The organism is Paraburkholderia steynii (assembly GCF_900100565.1).
GTDB classification, from domain to species: domain Bacteria; phylum Pseudomonadota; class Gammaproteobacteria; order Burkholderiales; family Burkholderiaceae; genus Paraburkholderia; species Paraburkholderia terrae.
Genome location: NZ_FNDI01000014.1, coordinates 40,451 through 56,702 on the forward strand (window position 1 = coordinate 40,451; position 16,252 = coordinate 56,702).

A 16,252-nucleotide genomic window follows, 5' to 3' on the forward strand; every position below is an offset into this window, starting at 1 on the left:
ATGACATGGGTCTCGCTGCTATTGCGCGGCAGTGAGTCTCGGGCCCGGCCGCGATGGCTGCGTCAATTCCTGCTGACCTTTGCGCTGATCAGAAACCGCTTCAATACCCTGTCTCGTGACATCTTCGAGAAAGAGCAACCGCGCGCGGAAATATTCAGCGCGTAACTGTGCGTCCATGACCTGCTGTTCCGCGCGGAACAATTCCATGCGCAATTCATGAAGCGCGCGTTCGGCCTGTTTCTCGGGAGTCGGAGCGTGGCGTGCTGCCCAGTTTGCAATCCACATCAGCATGATGAACCCCTCGCATATCAGCTGGCATTGCTCAAGCTGCGATTAGTTGCAGCGCCTTGTCACATACCACCTTGCACGGCTGGCACATCGGCAGACTACCAAAACGGCGCGAGCCAGTTTGCTAAATAATGTTAGTGAAGTTTCGATCGCATGAAGCGCATTTTTAATGTATTCGCTTTCAAGCGCTTTCCTGACTTGACAATTGCTAAAAGTTTTCAAGCAATGAATCTCATATAGTACGGAATTCAAAAGGCAGCAATCAGGGAGAATCGGCACTTCACATTCCTTTCCGGAATGATGAAAAGAGAGGCTTACAAAGTCTTGCATGCCAATTTACAAATCGAACGGGGTGAAGTAAGACAGCAACATGACAGCGGGAGGAGACCAACCAACACCTCCTGACCGGGCGCGCGCCACGATCTGACAATCTTTAAATGATTTTATTGCGCCCTCTTTTTATACTGTCCCTCTCAATTGTTGAAAAACGTTGATGCCGGATGGCGATTCGCGGGCAAACGGGGTAAGTCGGCGCAGTGGATCTGAATCGTCGTTGCATATCGAGGGATCGGATGTTTTTCAGACCAGGCACCACGCGGATTCCTTTCAAGACGGGCAAACGCACGCGCAAACGCAGCGGCTATCCGCAGCGGATCGAACTCGATCCTGCGACCGATTCGCACGCGCGCGCGGCAACCGAGGCGTATGCGGATTCGTGTGCGTCGGAGATGCCGTGGCTGGCCGAGTGGCTGCGTGATTCCGCAGCTGGAAGCAGTGTGGGTCTGACGCATTGCGCGTCGACGGTTCGCCGCGTGTTCGGCCTCGCGCAGGAATGGGCGGCGCGCGAGCCGGACTACGCGCATGCCGCGTGGGAACATGTGCGGCTTCATCTCGAGGCGGCGCTGACTGCGCATCTGCGGTCGAAAGATACTGGTGATGATGACGTGGTGGCCTTGAGCCGCGTGCAAGCCTAGGCGCGCTTGCTCCGTTGGCCCGATGAATGATTTCGCGTGCGGGGATCTATGAGAATTGCAGTCCTGGACGATGACGTGGCGCAAGCCGATCTGGTCTGCCAGTCACTGGCCGTCGATGGCCACGATTGCCATGCGTTCGCAGAAGGCCGCGCGCTCGTCAAGCACCTGCGCCGTCAAACGTTCGACCTGCTGGTGCTCGACTGGAACGTGCCCGACATGTCGGGCGAAGAGGTGCTGCACTGGGTGCGTCAAAGCCTGTCCGACCGCCTGCCTGTGCTGTTCATGACGAGCCGCAGCCGCGAAACGGATATCGCGTCGATGCTGAACAAAGGCGCGGACGACTACGTCGTCAAGCCGGTTGCATCGGGCGTGCTGCTCGCGCGTGTGCGATCGCTACTGCGCCGCGCCTACCAACTCAATCACATGGCGACGAAAGAAATCTTCGGGGAATTCGAGTTCGAGCTGGGATCGAAACAGGTCATCGCGCGCGGCACGCCCGTCACGCTGACGCAAAAAGAGTTCGAGCTCGCGCTGTTGCTGTTCCGGCATCTGAGCCAGCCGCTGTCGCGCGCGCACATTCTCGAAGCGATCTGGCGGCAGGACGTCGACATTCCTTCGCGCACGATGGACACCCATGTGTCGATGCTGCGCGCCAAGCTCGGCCTGCGCCCCGAACACGGCTACCGGTTGACTCCCATCTACGGCTACGGCTATCGGCTGGAACGGATCGAAAAGGGGGATGCGTGACGGTGGCTGTACCGAGTAACACGCCGCGTGCGCTTTCGTGGGCGGCGCGGCGCGCTCCCGGCATCATTGCGTTTCTGGTCGCGGCGTCGGGCCTGCTGCCTGCCAGCTCTAACGCGCAGACATCCAATGCGCATGCAACGGCGGCGACGGCAATCTACGTGACGCCGCGGTCCGGCGACACGCTGTACGACGTCGCCGATCACTATCTGCGCGATCCGCGCGACTGGACCGTGCTGCGCAAGCTGAATCATGTCGCCGATCCGCTGCATCTTCAGCCTGGCGTGCAGTTGCGCTTGCCCGTTGCATTGCTGAAGCAGGAGCCGCGCTCGGCGCGCGTCGTCGCCGTGAGCGGTCCCGCCGGGCATGCATTCAGACAGAATCCGTTCGCGCCCGTCACGGTCGGCATGGTGCTCGTCGAAGGCGACCGCGTGCAGACGGGGCACAACGGCTTCGTCACGCTGGAACTGGATGACGGCTCGCATGTGTCCGTGCCTCAGGACAGCACGATCGAAATCGGCGCGCTGCGGCAGACCGTGCTGACGGGCGTGAAAGACCGCGTGATCGACCTGAAGCGGGGCGAGGTCGATAGCGAGGTCAACCATGCAACCAAAAAAGACGATCGCTTCCAGATCCGCGCGCCGTCGGTGGTGGCGGGCGTGCGTGGTACGCGCTTTCGCGTGAGCTACGACGGCGACGAACAATCGACAGCCGTTGCCGTGCTCGACGGCGCAGTGGGCGTAGATGCGGCGCGCATGCGGCCACGCGCGCCGGGCGTGCCGTTGCAGGCATCGACGCAACTGATTGGCGCGCATTTCGGCAGCGTCACGCGTTCGACGGGCGTCGTCGGCGGGCCGGTGGCCTTGCTGCCCGCGCCCGCGCTGGTGGACCCGGGCAAGGTGCAGGACGACAAGGACGTCGCGTTCGATCTCGCGCCCGACGCGAACGCCCGCGCGTACCGCGTGCAGATCGCGCGCGACGCCGACCTGTTCGACCTGATCCGCGACCAGCGCGTACACGTGCCGCACGCGACGTTCGGCGACTTGCCTGACGGCAACTACTTCGTGCGCATTTCGTCGATCGACGGCATGGGCCTCGAAGGTCTGCCGCATATCTATGCGTTCGAGCGCCGCCAATTTGGACTCGACGTCTCCGCCGGGCCGCGTGCGGGCAGCCGCGATTTCGAGTTTCGCTGGCTCGCAAGCGGCACGGGTGTCGAAACCCGCTTCCGCTTCGTTCTGGCTACGACAGCCGATCTACGCGAGCCGCTCGTCGATCGCACGGATCTCGAAGCCGGGCAGATCGTCGTCTCCGATCTGCCGCCGGGCGACTACTACTGGACCGTGATCGCCGAGCAGTTCGACAACGGCCGGCTATACCAGAAGGGCAGCGCGATCCGCTCATTTACACTGGCACGGTGATGACCACCAGCGGCCCGCGCATGAGTTTCGATCCGCGCATACGTCTTGGGCGGCCAGTCGGGCGCCGCTTCCTGTTCGAATGGCTGTGCATCGGCTGCCTTGGCATCCTGGTGATTCTGGCCGGCTCGCTCGGCAGGTTCACGGCGAACGTCGATCATCTCGTCTATGACGGCTTCCTGCGCTTGCGCGCGCAACCGGTGCTGCCCGATATCGCCGTCGTCGAAATTGACAATGCGAGCATTGCGCGGCTCGGCCGCTGGCCCTGGCCGCGCGCCGTGCATGCGCAACTGCTCGACGAAATCGCGAAGGCCAAACCGGCGGCCGTGGTCTACGACGTGCTCTTCACCGAGCCCGCGCCGGACGACGCGCAACTGGCGCGCGCGATCGCCACAACGCCGACATACCTGCCAATTCTCCTTTCTCCCGACGATGCCAACGGCGAGCGTGTCGCCGTCAAGCCGGTCGAGCCGCTCGCGAGCGCCGCTGCGGGACTTGGCCATATCAACCTCGAAGTGGATGCCGACGGCATCGTGCGCAGTGTCGCGCTGTTCGAAGGCGACGCGCATATGCGCTGGCCGCAGTTGATGGTGCCCGTATGGCGCGCGATCGACGGCGGCGTGGTGAAGCTGCCGCATCCGGCGAACGCCACCGCGGACGCGCCCGACCGCACCTCGATCGCGGGCGATGACGAAAGGCGGGTGCTGATCCCGTTCAGCCCGCTCGCGCAGACCTATCCGAAGGTGTCGTTCGCCAGCGTGCTCGCGGGCGACGTGCCCCGCGACATGCTGCGCGGCAAGATCGTGCTGATCGGCGTGACGGCATCGGGCCTCTACGACCGGTTCTCGACGCCGGTGTCGGGCCGGCTCGGGCCGCTGCCCGGCGTCTACATTCATGCGAACGTGCTCGATACGCTCGTGACAGGCCGCGCGATCGATCCCGTCAGCGGACTGTGGGTGTTCGCGGTGTCGCTGGTGCCGCTCGGCGTGCTGCTTGCGGGTCTGCTCGTGCTGTCGCCGCTGCGCTCGCTGCTGATGACGATCGTGCTCTGCGTAACGATGCTGGGTCTCAGCGCAGCGCTGCTGTACGGCATGCGGCTGTGGATGTCGCCCGTGCCCGCGATCGTTGGACTGGCTGCCGTCTATCCGATCTGGAACTGGCGGCGGCTCGAAATGACGATGTCGTATCTGCGCAAGGAACTGCAACGTCTCGCCGACGAGCCGCATCTGTTGCCCGAAGCGCCGCAACGCAGCCGTGAATTTCGCGGCGACGCGCTCGCGCAGCAGATGGCGCTGATGGCGCAGGCGGCGCGCCGCGTGCAGGACATGAAGCGCTTCGTGTGGAACAGCCTCGATAGCGTGCCGGAGCCGATTCTCGTCAGCGACGTGCATGGTGTCGTGCTGATCGCGAACCACGCGGCGAAGGCGTACTTCGAACGGCTCGGCGCGGCGACGCCTGAAGGCACGCAACTGCGCCACGTGCTCGGCGACCTCGCGTTCGTGAAGGCGATCGGTTCTCGCGCGGAGGCCGATGCGCTCGGACGCGCGCATTGGCCCGCGCTGCTCGATCCCGGCCGCGTCGCATTCGCGGAGATGATGGAGCGCGGCATCGAGGTCCGCGATCGCAACCAGCGCGATCATCTGTTGCGTTACGCGAAGTGTACCGATGCGCAAGGCGCGGTGATCGGATGGATCGCGGGTCTTGTCGACGTGACGGCCGTGCATGCGGCGGAACGGCTACGTGAAGACGCGTTGCGTCTGCTGTCGCATGACATGCGCTCGCCGCAAGCGTCGATTCTTGCGCTCGTCGAACTCGAACGCGCGCGCACGCCCGACTCCGAACGCCTGCGCGAATTGTTGAACCGTGTCGAGCGATACGCGCAGCGGGCCTTGATGCTCGCCGACGATTTCGTGCAACTCGCGCGCGCCGAATCCCAGGCTTATTCGCTCGAACCCGTAAGTCTCGTCGAACTCGTGATCGACGCAAGCGATGAAGTGTGGCCGCAGGCGCAAGCCAGGCACATTCGTCTTGAAGCCGCGTACGACGAACAGGGCGACGGCCACTGGATCAACGCGGACCGCTCGCTGATGACGCGCGCGCTCGTCAACATTCTGAACAACGCGGTGAAATATAGTCCGCCCGAAACGCGTATTACGTGCATCGTCGCGCAGGATAAACCCGCGTCGGGCGAATGGCCGGCGCGCGTGCGCTGCACGGTCCGCGACGAAGGCTACGGGATGTCGGCCGAAAACCAGGCACATCTGTTCGAGCGGTTTCAGCGCTTTCACGAAGTCGAACGGCCTGAGGCGACGGGTACGGGGCTCGGCATGGCTTTCGTGAAAGCCGTCGTGATGCGGCACGGCGGCGACGTGCATGTGGAAAGCGCGCTCGGGCAGGGAACGGCATTCACGATCACGCTGCCCGCGCTCGATGAGACGAACGCTTGAACAACTCGAACATGAATCTGTATTCGATCGAAGCGAGAAGAATGTGAAGAAGACGCTATGTTGTGCTGTCGTCGTTGTCGCGGGCGTGGTGGGTCTCGCGGGATGCGCGGGCGTGACGACGGACGTTCAGGTGTCGGGAACGCCCGTCGTGTTGCAGGGCGAGCGCACGTATGCGATCGTGCAGACGCCGTCGCAGGAAACGGGCGCCGCGCGCGAGCAGTACGAGGCGCTGATTCACAGCGAGCTTGGCAATTACGGGCTTGTCGATCGATCGGCGGAGCGCGCTAGTTACATGCTCTCGCTCGCATACGATACGCGGCCGGCCGCTGTCGGCGTGATCGCGGGCGACTGCGCAGACTCGGCCTGCAATGGCGTCGCGAAGCCAGGCTTTTCGCTCTTCGGGCGCGAGTATCAGCATTCGATGACCTTGCGCCTCTTCGACGCCGCGACCGGCAAGGAAGTCTATAAGGTCACCGCGACGAGCCATGACCGCAATGCTGATGCGTTGCATCCCATTCCATGGCTTGTCAAAAGCGCGTTCGCGCAGTTTCCGTTTGCCGGATACGGAAGCTGGCGCGTGAAACTGCGCAGCGGCGAAGCGGCGGGCAGGCCCGAAGTGGTCACGGTGAAGCAGATCGACAAATGACCTGCCGCAGCGCTTACGCCTCGGGCTTGTTCCTGAATGCCGCCTCGCCAGCGTCCGATATCTCGACCCACTTCTTATCGGGCGGCGCATCGTCGACATAGCTGTCGTGCCAGTTCCACCACTTGTAGGTCGGCGTCTGCGGATAGCCTTCGGGTGAATCTTCCCAGACCTCTTGCCGGCCTAGCGGCGTGATGTCGAGATAATTCCACGTGCCGCCCATCTGCTCGTCGCCGCGATTGTTGATGAAGTAGGTGCGGAATATCCGGTTGCCGTCGCGATAGAACACGTTCGTGCCGTGCCATTCGCCGACGCCGAAGTCGGTGTCGAAGGTGTCCGTAATCGTAAACCACGGGATCTGCCAGCCCATACGCGCCTTCAGCCGCTCGATGTCCGCCTGAGGCGCGCGCGAAACGAAAACGAGCGTCGTGTCGCGGGCGTTCAGGTGGGCGATATGAGCGACCTGGTCGGCCACCATCGAGCATCCGCGGCACGCATGCTCGGGCCATCCGAACACGCCCGGTTCATAAAACGCGCGATACACGATCAGCTGACGCCGGCCGTCGAACAGATCGGGCAGACTGAGCTTGCCTGATGGCCCTTCGAATGCGTAGGTCTTGTCGACGGCCGTCCACGGCATGCGGCGGCGCTCGGCGGCGAGCGCGTCGCGGGCGCGCGTGTGGGCTTTTTCCTTCACGAGCAATTGCTCGCGCGCGGTTTCCCATTCCTGCTGCGATACGACGGGTGGTGTGCGCATCGCCCGTTGTCCGCCTTTGCTTCCGCTTTCGTCCGATGTAGTCATGGCGCTTGCGACCTCCTGATTTGAACAAGTTGCCGCGCCTCGGGGATGAGGCGCGGCTTCGTTGGTTGTTCATCGCGCATTGCTTGCCGAGAGACAGTCTGGACCCGGAAAGCGAACGCTGGGAGTAACAAGTTTGGCGATATTTCTTTGAGTCACGGGTCGCAACGGACGTGCCCGCTTCCGTCAGTTCTCCGCTTACGCGCCTTGCTGCGAGCAGGTCCGGAGAATGCGGCGCGCGCTCATGGCTCGCCAGTAGGTCAGGAAGCGGCCGGCGAACATGCCTGCAACGGCGCCCGATACGGCTGCGCTGATCAACATATACGTGCCGAGCGACGCGAGACTGGTTGCCGTCGCCAGTTCGACGCCGAGCCAGAACTTGGCCGCGAAGGTGATGACAATCAGCGCCAGCGGCAGCATGGAGCCGGGCAGCATCACGGTGTTCGCGATCGGATCGACGATGAAGCGCGTGCGGCTCGCCATGAACACGCCAGCCGCGACGCCCACGAGCGCGGCGACCACCCAGACGATCGCGTCGGCCCAACCTGTCAGCGGGTCTGTTACCAGGTGCGCAATGCCCCAGACCGTGAAAACGAGCGGCACGATGGCCAGGCGGGAAAGCGGCGCGGTGCCGCTGTTCATGGCTTTGAATCCGCGCGAAAGCAGGTAGACGAGCAACACCCAAACCCAGATGGGCGTGCCGTGAATGATGGCTGCGAGTGACATGATGATCTCCTTCAGACGAATGCGTCAGACGAAATGTTTTCGGATCGGTGATGACGGACTGCACTAGCGGATGACGTGCATCGTATCGGCGGGGAATTAGCGAAGAATGAGGGCGCCTGCTTTGGCCGAAATCAGGCCCGATTCGGGCGAAAGCAGGCGAAAAGCGGCGGTGCGATAAAAAATCTCTCAAACGTCCGCTGTATCGACTGGATTTTGCGGGAACGGGCGGGCTGCAAATTTTGGCTATCAGGGCGCGCGAATACGATCGATACAACCTTGCAAAGCAGCCCAAGGCCAAATCCGGATGGCGAAAACGTCCATCCCCGAGCGCGAGCCCACTCTTCAAGCTGACCACCATGCAAACACTTCGACCCCTATCGCTTCTGACGCTCACCGCGCTTGCATTGCAGCCGCTCGCGGCGCATGCGGATCTCACGGTGAAGATCGGACAGGTTTCGCCTTTGACGGGCGAGTTGTCGCACATCGGCAAAGACGACGAAAACGGCGTGCGCCTCGCGATCGAGGATCTGAACAGCCGGAAAATCCGCATCAATGGACAGAGCGTCACGTTCGTCCTCGATTCGCAGGACGATGCAGCCGATCCGAAAACAGCCGTGACCGTCGCGCAGAAACTGATCGACGACGGCGTAGCGGGCGTCGTTGGGCACGCGAATTCGGGCACGTCGATTCCGGCATCGAAAATCTATTCGGATGCAGGCGTGCCGATGATCACCGAGTCCGCCACCAATCCGAAACTGACGCAGCAAGGCTTCACGAACGTGTTCCGCATGGTTGCCAACGACGTGAGACAGGGCACGGTGATCGGCACGTATCTGGTTCACGATCTCGGCGCGCGGAAAATCGCGATCGTCGACGACCGCACGGCATACGGGCAAGGTCTTGCCGACGAGGTCGAAAAGGCGGTCAAGGCGGCGGGCGGCAACGTGGTCGCGCGCGAATACGGCACCGACAAGACGACCAACTGGATGGCCATTCTCACGACCATCAAGAGCCGTCAACCGGACGGCATCGCATTCACGGGCGGCGACACGCAGGCCGCCGCGTTCGTGCAGCAGGCGCAGAAGCTTGGCTTGAAGGTCAAGTTCGTTGCAGGCGATGAAGCATGCACGCCGCAGTTCATCAAGCTGGCGGGCGCGTCGATGAGCAGCGACACGTACTGCACGCTGGCAGGCGTGCCACCCGCCAAGATGCCGCAAGGGCCGGAGTTCTTCAAACGCTATGAGCAGCGCTTCGGCGTGCCTGTGCAGTTGTACGCGCCGTACGCGTACGACGCGGTGATCGCCATAGCGAATGCGATGCAGGCAGCGGGATCGACCGATCCGAAAGCCTATCTGCCAAAGCTCCGCGCGGCGAAGCTCGACGGCGTCACGGGTCCGATCCAGTTCGACGAGAAAGGCGATATCCGTAACGGTGCGATTACCGTTCGGCAGTTCGATCAGGGCAGCTGGACTGATCGGTCGGTGGTGCGCTGACGCGTCATTCGTCGACGATATCGACGGGCACGCCCAGGCCCACTTTCACGCGGCTCATGCTCACCAGCGTCTTGAAGCGTTTGACGTTGTTGTTGGAAAAGAAGAGTTGCCGCGTGAGTTCGGTGTATTGGTCCATGTTGCGTACCGTCATCACCAGCACGAAGTCCCATTCGCCCGCGACGTAGTAGCACTGCTGGATTTGCGGACACTGCGCGAACGTGCGTTTCATCGCGTCGAGCAGATCGATCTGCTCGCTCTCGACCTCGACGTTCGCGACGATGGTCAGCGGGTAATCCACTTTCTCGGGCGCGACGATCGCCGAGTAACGGTCGATCACCCCTTCATCCGCGAGACGGCGCAATCTCCGGTTGACGGCGGCCGTCGACAGATTGACGCGCACACCGAGTTCGGTCTGGGGAATCTGCGCATCGCGCTGGACTTCCATCAGAAGCTTGCGGTCGAAGTTGTCGAGTTGGGTAGCCATGGTTTTCGCGTTGGGGCCGTAGTGTGAGAGATATTTTTGCACGATAAGGCCAAACTTCGAGACTTTATTGATTGTGTCGCGCAATATCATTTCATCATGGCTATGCGCGCAAACGCGTTTAGTTTTGATCAACGGACCTTCGAGCGGTCCGATTTCTGGAGCAACCACGGATGCTGATCTCCAATCCCCGCGCCATTCACGTCGCCTACCCGGACACGCTGCGGACCATACTCAACGTCGAATCTGCGGATCAAAGCCGCGTCTGGCTGTCAGGCTGGGAACTCATTAGCCAGCAAGCCACGCCTCTGTGGGAGCTAACGGATGCGGCTTCGCAACTCGGCATCGCGCGTCTGTACGTGAAGGACGAGTCGTTCCGCTCGCCGCTGGGCAGCTTCAAGGCGTTGGGCGCGCCGATCGCGTTGATGCGTCTCGTCATGCGTCTATGGCACGCGCACGACATCGAACCGCAGGCGCTCATCGAAGGACGCTATGCGGAGATGCTCGCGAATCTCACGGTCATCAGCGCGACGGACGGCAATCACGGCAAGGCGCTCGCGGCCGCGGCGCAGAGTATCGGCTGTCATTGTGTGATCGTGCTGCACGCGAATGTCAGCGCCGAGCGTGAACAGGCGATTGCCGCGTATGGCGCGCGCATCGTCCGCATCGCGGGTAACTACGACGAATCGGTCGAACACGCTGCGACGCTCGCGAAGAACAACGGTTGGCATGTGGTTTCGGACACGTCGTATGACGGCTATGAAGCGATTCCGCGTGACGTCATGCAGGGCTACGGCACGATTGCCGCTGAAATCATCGAGCAATCCGCGGATGCGCCGGCTTGTACGCATGTCTTCTTGCAAGGCGGCGTCGGCGGACTTGCGGCGGGTGTCGCGAGTTATCTTTGGGAGCGTGCTGGCGCGCAAAGGCCGCGCTTCATCGTTGTCGAACCGCGCCAGGCGGACTGCCTGTATCAGAGCGCCATCGCCGGACACGCAGCGCGAGCGACGGGATCGGTCGATTCCGTGATGGCGGGTCTCGCCTGCGGCGAAACATCGCCGCTCGCGTGGAAGATCCTGGAGCAATGCGTCGACGATTTCATGCTGATCGATGACGACGACGCAGTCGATGCAATGCGCCGCCTCGCAAAGGGCGCGGGCGACGATGTGCCGCTCGTCGCCGGCGAATCGGGCGCGGCGGGTTTCGCAGGCCTTTGCGCATTGATGCGAGATGGCGAACTCGCGCGCGCGGCAGGCCTGGATCGCAACGCGCGCGTGCTCGTCATCAACACGGAAGGCGCGACGGCACCCGCCGCTTATGCGCAGTTCGTCGGCGAGTCTGCGCAAGAGGTGGCCGCGCGTCAGCAGGCGTGGAAGCAAAGCTGCGTCCGTTAACAGGCGCACCCGAATCCGATCGACAAGGACAACCGATATGGAAAGCACGCTGCAGGGACAACTGAAGAACTGGCGCCAGCACCTGCATCAATATCCCGAGACAGGTTTCGAAGAGGTGAACACGTCCGACTATGTCGCGAACATTCTCGCGACCTTGGGGCTCGACGTGCATCGCGGCATCGGTGGAACGGGGCTGGTTGCGAACCTGACGGTCGGCGACGGCAAGCGCGCGATCGGACTGCGCGCCGATATGGACGCGTTGAACATCACGGAGCGCGCGCCTGCGCGTACGCATGCATCGCGTACGCCGGGAAAGATGCACGCGTGCGGGCATGACGGGCATATGTCGATGATTCTGGGCGCCGCGCGGCTACTGGCCGAGCGGCGCGATTTCAACGGCACGGTGCGTTTCATCTTCCAGCCTGCGGAAGAACACGGACGCGGCGCGAAGGCGATGATGTCGGACGGACTGTTCGAGCGCTTTCCCGTCGATGCCATTTTCGGCGCACACAATATGCCCGGCATGCGCGCTGGAACATTTGCGACGCGCGCGGGCGGCATCATGGCGAGCGAAGATAACTTCGTCATTCACATCAAGGGACGCGGCACGCACGCGGCGCGTCCGCATATGGGCAACGATCCCATCGTGATCGCATCGCAGATCGTGCTCGCATTGCAGACGATCGTGTCGCGCAATCTTGATCCGGGTCTGCAAGCGGTAATCTCTTGCACGGAGTTCATTACGGATGGACTCAGAAACGTGATCCCGTCGAACGTCACTATCAAGGGCGATACGCGTAGTTATTCGCGGGAAGTGCAAACGCTGCTCGAAACCCGCATGCGCGAAGTAAGCGAAGGCATCTGCCGGGCGCACGGTGCGGATTGCACGTTCGAATACACGCACGAGTTCGCGCCGACGGTGAACTCGGCACAATGTGTCGATGTGGCGGTGAACGCGGCGCGCAATATCGCGGGTGCGGAAAACGTCGACGCCAACGTGCCGCCAATGATGATCTCCGAAGACTTCGGCGCGTTTTTGCAGGCCGTGCCCGGTAACTTCATCTTCATCGGTAATGGCGACGCGGCGGACAAGGGCGGCGTGCCTTTGCACAACGCAACCTACGATTTCAACGACGATATCCTGCTGACAGGCGCGCGATATTTCGCGGAGCTGGCGCGTCTCGAACTGCCTGTGGAGCAAGCATAAAAGCCGCCCGTAAGACACAGTAAGGACGTCGTTTGAATCGTTGCGCCAGAAAACACTCTCACTTTATTTGGGGGAGTGTTTGATGAAAAAAGCTGTATCTGTATTGTTGCTTGCTGCTTCGTGTGTCGTTGCTCAAACTCAGGCGTTCGCGCAATACGCGCCGGGCGATGACGGCGGTCCGGGCCGTCATCCCGCTGCCGACGAGCGCGGCGGTCCCGATGGTGGTCCCGGCGGCCCCGGCGGCCCTGGTGGTCCGCAGCACGCTGGCGGCCCGGTTCGCGCGGATGCATCGCATCGTCCGGTGCCGCACCGCGACTGGCATCGCGGCGACCGCTTGCCACCCGACTATCGCGGTCCGCAATATGTCGTCGACGACTGGCGTGGGTATGATCTTCAGCCGCCGCCGTCGGGTTATCAATGGGTGCAGGTCAATGGCGACTTCGTGCTCGCCGCGATCGCGACGGGCGTGATTTCGAGCATCCTGCTTGCGCCGCATCGTTGATCCATGAAAAATGCCGCCCATTGCGGGCGGCATTTCGTTTAGGGCGTGCGTGAAAAAAAGCGCGCCGTTAGCCTTCACGCCCGAACGTCAACGTCACGCGAAACCCGCCATCGGGCGCGTTATCGCATTCAAACTGTCCACCGTTATAGCGCGTGAGCCGTCGCACGATCGCGAGGCCCAGCCCGCAATGCGCGTCGCCGCCGCGCGCCGGATCGAGCCGCGTGAACGGCTGCAACGCGCGTTCGAGCTGTTCGCGCGGAATGCCACGTCCATGATCGCGCACGATGAGCGTGTAGACGCCGTTATGCGCGGACGTCGAAATCTCGACGGGCGGCTCGCCGTAGTTCATCGCGTTTTCGATCAGGTTCGACAGAATCCGGTCGAGGTCCACGAGCGGCAGATTGAAGCCATCGCCCGCATTCAGATGCAGACGCACGAGTGCTTCGTCGTCGAGTCCGTCGCCATAGTGACGGCGGCAATGCGCATCGACATTCGCATGTGGCGAGGGATCGGCCGTATCGCGCGCATAGTCGAGGAACTGCGTGACGATGCGCGACAGTGACTCGGCATCGCGCAAGAAGCCGCTGCGGTTCGCCGCATCGGGCAGCAGGTCCGCGCGCACCTGCATGCGCGTGATAGGCGCGCGCAGATCGTGCGCGACGCCCGCCAGCATCACGGCGCGTTCCTGCTCGGACTGCGCGAGTTCGCGCATCATCTGGTTGAAGTCGCCGATCAGCGCGCGCATTTCGGCGGGACCACTCGGCGTCACGGGCGGCACGCGCCGGCCGACTCTGAATTCACGCGCCGCGTCCGCCAGCCTGTGCAACGGACGCTGAAACTGCCACGCGGCCAGCAGCGCCGCGCAAACGGCCAGCACCAGCATCACCAGCGACGAGCCGAGAAAGCGCATGCCCGGCAGATTCGCGTTGCGCATGAAGAGCCAGTACGGCTCGTTGCCGTACCGTATCCACAGCGAGCCCGTGTGCGGATCGAACACGACGCGGCTGCCCTCGGGCAGGCGCGGCAACAGATCATGCTCGAATGGCGCGTTGGAGCCCTCGCACTGGTTCGGACAACCCAGGCGGATCGCGTCGGCATCGGGGACATATTCGATGCCGAGCGTCTGCGCTACGTGTCGTGCGGTTGCCTCGCCATCGTGCTTGGCCTGCACGGCCAGCAGCACGTCGCGGCGCGCATGCTCGGCGTCGATATGGCCGCGATCGCGGTCGACGACGAACAGCGACGTCACGTGTACGGCCACGATCAGGCCGACCGTCAGCGTCGCGAGACGGCCGAAAAGCGTATTGAACGGGTTTTTCATCGCGATGCGTTGTCGTCGCCTTCGCTAGCGTCGCCGCCATCGCCGACTTCACCGCCTTCGCCCGGCACGAACATATAGCCGATCCCACGCATCGTTTGAATGCGGCGCGGCGCAGCGGGGTCGTCTTCGAGCAGACGCCGCAGACGCCACACGGGCACGTCGATGCCGCGCTCCGTCACTTCCGAATCCGGACCGTGCAGCAGATCAACGATGCGCGTGCGCGACAGCGTTTCCATCGGATGCTGCGCGAACACTTCGAGCAGCGCATATTCGCTGCCCGTCAGCTTGACGGGTTCGTTGTCGCAAAAGAGCGTGCGCGAAGCGAAGTCGAGCCGGAAGCGTCCAAACACGAGCGCCTCGCGATGCTCGGCAGGCGGCGCTTCGGGATGCAGCTTATGGCGCCGCAGCACGGCGTGAATACGTGCGAGCAGTTCCTGCGGCATGAACGGCTTGCCGAGATAGTCGTCCGCGCCGAGTTCGAGGCCGATCACGCGATCGACGCCATCGGCGCGCGCCGTCAGCATGACGACGGGAATCGTGTCGCCGCTTGCGCGCAACTGCTTGAGCGCGGTGAGCCCGTCGACGCCGGGCATCATCAGGTCAAGCACGATGATCGACGGACGCTCGCGTTCAAGCCTGCGCGCGAGATGCGTGGCGTCGTGCAGCACCGAGAATTCGATGCCGCGTTGCTGGAAGAAGTTGCGAAGCAGGTCGCGCAGGTCGGCGTCGTCGTCGACGAGCAGCACCTGAATGGGCGTGTCGGGCATGATGTGAGCGGGCTGCGCCGGCGCTTCGCCGCGTTGGGCGGGGCAGCGTCGTTGCCGCAAGGTATCGGATGTGCGTATGACTATAGCGCAACGCGGTGCGGCCCCGGTTCGGGGGACTTAGCAAGTCTTACCAAGTCTTAACGGATTCCGGCCTCCGCCCGCAACGCCGCGCAGTCAGGCGCGGGCGGGCTCGAACGTGGCGAACGCAGTGTTTGCGCCCACGCATCTCAGCGCCGAAGCAAGCGTCTGCTCCGCTTCAAGGTCGGAGCGCGACTCGGCCGACATCAACAATCGCTTGTGTAAGAACCCGGTTAGCGCCGCGTGAATGAAACCAGCGGCCGCCCGCGTATCGACGTCGGGCGGCAACTGTCCGCGCAGCGACGCGGCTCGTAGCGCCGCATCGATCTGTGTTTCGGCGCGCAAGGCGGCCATCGCGACGCGCTCATAAAACGCCGCCGTCTCTGCCGTCACCTCGCACTTCGTCAGCGCGATGCTGTACAGACGCCGCGCGCGCCGCAGATATAGCGCGTCGCGCAGACGCTGAAGCAATTGCGCATGCAGATGCTGCAACGGATCGGCGTCCTGCTCGCAAGACTGTACGACGAATGGATCGAGCGGCATGTCCGCGCACTCGTAGATCGCCTGAAACACGGCCTCCTTGTTCCTGAAGTGACCGTAGACGGCGCCGCGCGTCACGCCCGCTTCCGACGCAATGTCTTCCAGCGCGGCGCGCGCAAAGCCACGCACGAAGAACACGCGCTCGGCGGCGTCGATGATCTTTGCCCGCGTGTCGAGCGCCTGTTGCTTCGTTCGTCCCATGACGGGTGCCTTTCTCCTGCCGTTCGGCGCCGCGCACGCGAATCCGCGCAGCGACCGTGTGAATCACGCGGCCATCGTAGTCGGCGCGACGCCGCGTTGGATTAACAAGTCTTACGGCAGCCTGGTGGCTGTAACCCGAGAAAGGCGAACAACCCCTATCGTCACGACCTTATCGTGTCGGTGCGTGTTGGATCAACACTCGTTGCGCGCCGGCCCCGTTCAATTCAAA

16 protein-coding genes are annotated in these 16,252 nt (G+C 62.9%); 9 read left to right on the forward strand and 7 right to left on the reverse strand.

From position 1 onward, the window contains the following. Window positions 1–18 precede the first annotated feature (18 nt). Window positions 19–291, reverse strand: a complete 273-nt coding sequence (locus tag BLT65_RS24135; RefSeq protein WP_035995975.1) for a hypothetical protein — start codon at window positions 289–291, stop codon at window positions 19–21. A gap of 569 nt (window positions 292–860) precedes the next feature. Here BLT65_RS24135 and BLT65_RS24140 point away from each other — a divergent pair. Genes BLT65_RS24140 through BLT65_RS24160 form a run of 5 tightly spaced genes read left to right on the forward strand, consistent with a single transcriptional unit; the run spans window position 861 to window position 6,517 of the window. Continuing rightward, a complete protein-coding gene (locus BLT65_RS24140; RefSeq protein ID WP_091781836.1) occupies window positions 861–1,262 on the forward strand; it encodes a hypothetical protein in 402 nt (133 codons plus the stop codon). Window positions 1,263–1,310: 48 nt separating this feature from the next. Beyond that, the gene (locus BLT65_RS24145) at window positions 1,311–2,009 is read left to right on the forward strand and encodes a response regulator transcription factor (protein WP_091781839.1); all 699 of its coding nucleotides are present in this window, start codon (window positions 1,311–1,313) and stop codon (window positions 2,007–2,009) included. Beyond that, complete coding sequence (locus BLT65_RS24150; protein WP_091781841.1) at window positions 2,006–3,427, forward strand: FecR family protein; 1,422 nt, start codon at window positions 2,006–2,008, stop codon at window positions 3,425–3,427. The genes BLT65_RS24145 and BLT65_RS24150 overlap by 4 nt, the downstream gene beginning before the upstream one ends. Continuing rightward, window positions 3,427–5,871 carry a CHASE2 domain-containing protein gene (locus tag BLT65_RS24155; protein WP_091781844.1) on the forward strand — a complete coding sequence of 815 codons (2,445 nt, stop codon included), beginning with the start codon at window positions 3,427–3,429 and terminating at the stop codon, window positions 5,869–5,871. Before BLT65_RS24150 ends, BLT65_RS24155 begins: the two co-directional genes overlap by 1 nt. A gap of 43 nt (window positions 5,872–5,914) precedes the next feature. Further along, window positions 5,915–6,517 (forward strand): DUF4136 domain-containing protein, encoded by a 603-nt coding sequence (locus BLT65_RS24160; RefSeq protein WP_091782240.1) that lies wholly within the window; start codon window positions 5,915–5,917, stop codon window positions 6,515–6,517. A gap of 13 nt (window positions 6,518–6,530) precedes the next feature. Here the strand turns inward: BLT65_RS24160 and BLT65_RS24165 are convergent, their stop codons facing one another. Together BLT65_RS24165 and BLT65_RS24170 are read right to left on the reverse strand one after the other, a co-directional pair. Beyond that, the gene (locus BLT65_RS24165; protein ID WP_091781847.1) at window positions 6,531–7,316 is read right to left on the reverse strand and encodes a DUF899 domain-containing protein; all 786 of its coding nucleotides are present in this window, start codon (window positions 7,314–7,316) and stop codon (window positions 6,531–6,533) included. Window positions 7,317–7,511: 195 nt separating this feature from the next. After that, window positions 7,512–8,039: a DUF6622 family protein gene (locus BLT65_RS24170; RefSeq protein WP_042305713.1), complete on the reverse strand. Its 528-nt coding sequence runs from the start codon at window positions 8,037–8,039 to the stop codon at window positions 7,512–7,514. 356 nt (window positions 8,040–8,395) lie between these two features. Here BLT65_RS24170 and BLT65_RS24175 point away from each other — a divergent pair, with 356 nt between their 5' ends. Continuing rightward, window positions 8,396–9,532, forward strand: coding sequence for a branched-chain amino acid ABC transporter substrate-binding protein (locus BLT65_RS24175; RefSeq protein WP_091781850.1), 1,137 nt, complete (start codon window positions 8,396–8,398; stop codon window positions 9,530–9,532). 4 nt (window positions 9,533–9,536) lie between these two features. Here BLT65_RS24175 and BLT65_RS24180 read toward each other — a convergent pair whose 3' ends face one another. Continuing rightward, a complete protein-coding gene (locus BLT65_RS24180) occupies window positions 9,537–10,016 on the reverse strand; it encodes an Lrp/AsnC family transcriptional regulator (protein WP_009771400.1) in 480 nt (159 codons plus the stop codon). A gap of 170 nt (window positions 10,017–10,186) precedes the next feature. On the opposite strand from BLT65_RS24180, the gene BLT65_RS24185 reads away from it, so the two are divergent. From BLT65_RS24185 to BLT65_RS24195, 3 genes are all read left to right on the forward strand, one after another. Next, entirely contained in the window at window positions 10,187–11,407 is a 1,221-nt protein-coding gene (locus BLT65_RS24185; RefSeq protein WP_091781853.1) for a diaminopropionate ammonia-lyase, read from the forward strand. A 37-nt stretch (window positions 11,408–11,444) separates the two neighbouring features. Beyond that, the gene (locus tag BLT65_RS24190) at window positions 11,445–12,614 is read left to right on the forward strand and encodes a M20 aminoacylase family protein (RefSeq protein WP_091781856.1); all 1,170 of its coding nucleotides are present in this window, start codon (window positions 11,445–11,447) and stop codon (window positions 12,612–12,614) included. Window positions 12,615–12,696: 82 nt separating this feature from the next. Next, window positions 12,697–13,116 carry an RcnB family protein gene (locus tag BLT65_RS24195; RefSeq protein WP_042305709.1) on the forward strand — a complete coding sequence of 140 codons (420 nt, stop codon included), beginning with the start codon at window positions 12,697–12,699 and terminating at the stop codon, window positions 13,114–13,116. A 67-nt stretch (window positions 13,117–13,183) separates the two neighbouring features. Here BLT65_RS24195 and BLT65_RS24200 read toward each other — a convergent pair whose 3' ends face one another. From BLT65_RS24200 to BLT65_RS24210, 3 genes are all read right to left on the reverse strand, one after another. Continuing rightward, window positions 13,184–14,437: an ATP-binding protein gene (locus BLT65_RS24200; protein WP_091781859.1), complete on the reverse strand. Its 1,254-nt coding sequence runs from the start codon at window positions 14,435–14,437 to the stop codon at window positions 13,184–13,186. Beyond that, on the reverse strand, window positions 14,434–15,204 hold the full coding sequence (locus BLT65_RS24205) for a response regulator (protein ID WP_086915653.1): 771 nt from the start codon (window positions 15,202–15,204) through the stop codon (window positions 14,434–14,436). The genes BLT65_RS24200 and BLT65_RS24205 overlap by 4 nt, the downstream gene beginning before the upstream one ends. A 174-nt stretch (window positions 15,205–15,378) precedes the next feature. Next, window positions 15,379–16,023 (reverse strand): TetR family transcriptional regulator, encoded by a 645-nt coding sequence (locus BLT65_RS24210; protein ID WP_091781862.1) that lies wholly within the window; start codon window positions 16,021–16,023, stop codon window positions 15,379–15,381. Window positions 16,024–16,252 lie beyond the last annotated feature (229 nt).

Coding starts and splice junctions, on each gene's coding strand:
- BLT65_RS24165 (WP_091781847.1), bottom strand. CDS start 7,316: ATGACTACATCGGACGAAAGCGGAAGCAAAGGCGGACAACGGGCGATG.
- BLT65_RS24195 (WP_042305709.1), top strand. CDS start 12,697: ATGAAAAAAGCTGTATCTGTATTGTTGCTTGCTGCTTCGTGTGTCGTT.
- BLT65_RS24175 (WP_091781850.1), top strand. CDS start 8,396: ATGCAAACACTTCGACCCCTATCGCTTCTGACGCTCACCGCGCTTGCA.
- BLT65_RS24210 (WP_091781862.1), bottom strand. CDS start 16,023: ATGGGACGAACGAAGCAACAGGCGCTCGACACGCGGGCAAAGATCATC.
- BLT65_RS24205 (WP_086915653.1), bottom strand. CDS start 15,204: ATGCCCGACACGCCCATTCAGGTGCTGCTCGTCGACGACGACGCCGAC.
- BLT65_RS24190 (WP_091781856.1), top strand. CDS start 11,445: ATGGAAAGCACGCTGCAGGGACAACTGAAGAACTGGCGCCAGCACCTG.
- BLT65_RS24145 (WP_091781839.1), top strand. CDS start 1,311: ATGAGAATTGCAGTCCTGGACGATGACGTGGCGCAAGCCGATCTGGTC.
- BLT65_RS24140 (WP_091781836.1), top strand. CDS start 861: ATGTTTTTCAGACCAGGCACCACGCGGATTCCTTTCAAGACGGGCAAA.
- BLT65_RS24185 (WP_091781853.1), top strand. CDS start 10,187: ATGCTGATCTCCAATCCCCGCGCCATTCACGTCGCCTACCCGGACACG.
- BLT65_RS24155 (WP_091781844.1), top strand. CDS start 3,427: ATGACCACCAGCGGCCCGCGCATGAGTTTCGATCCGCGCATACGTCTT.
- BLT65_RS24180 (WP_009771400.1), bottom strand. CDS start 10,016: ATGGCTACCCAACTCGACAACTTCGACCGCAAGCTTCTGATGGAAGTC.
- BLT65_RS24135 (WP_035995975.1), bottom strand. CDS start 291: ATGCTGATGTGGATTGCAAACTGGGCAGCACGCCACGCTCCGACTCCC.
- BLT65_RS24170 (WP_042305713.1), bottom strand. CDS start 8,039: ATGTCACTCGCAGCCATCATTCACGGCACGCCCATCTGGGTTTGGGTG.
- BLT65_RS24200 (WP_091781859.1), bottom strand. CDS start 14,437: ATGAAAAACCCGTTCAATACGCTTTTCGGCCGTCTCGCGACGCTGACG.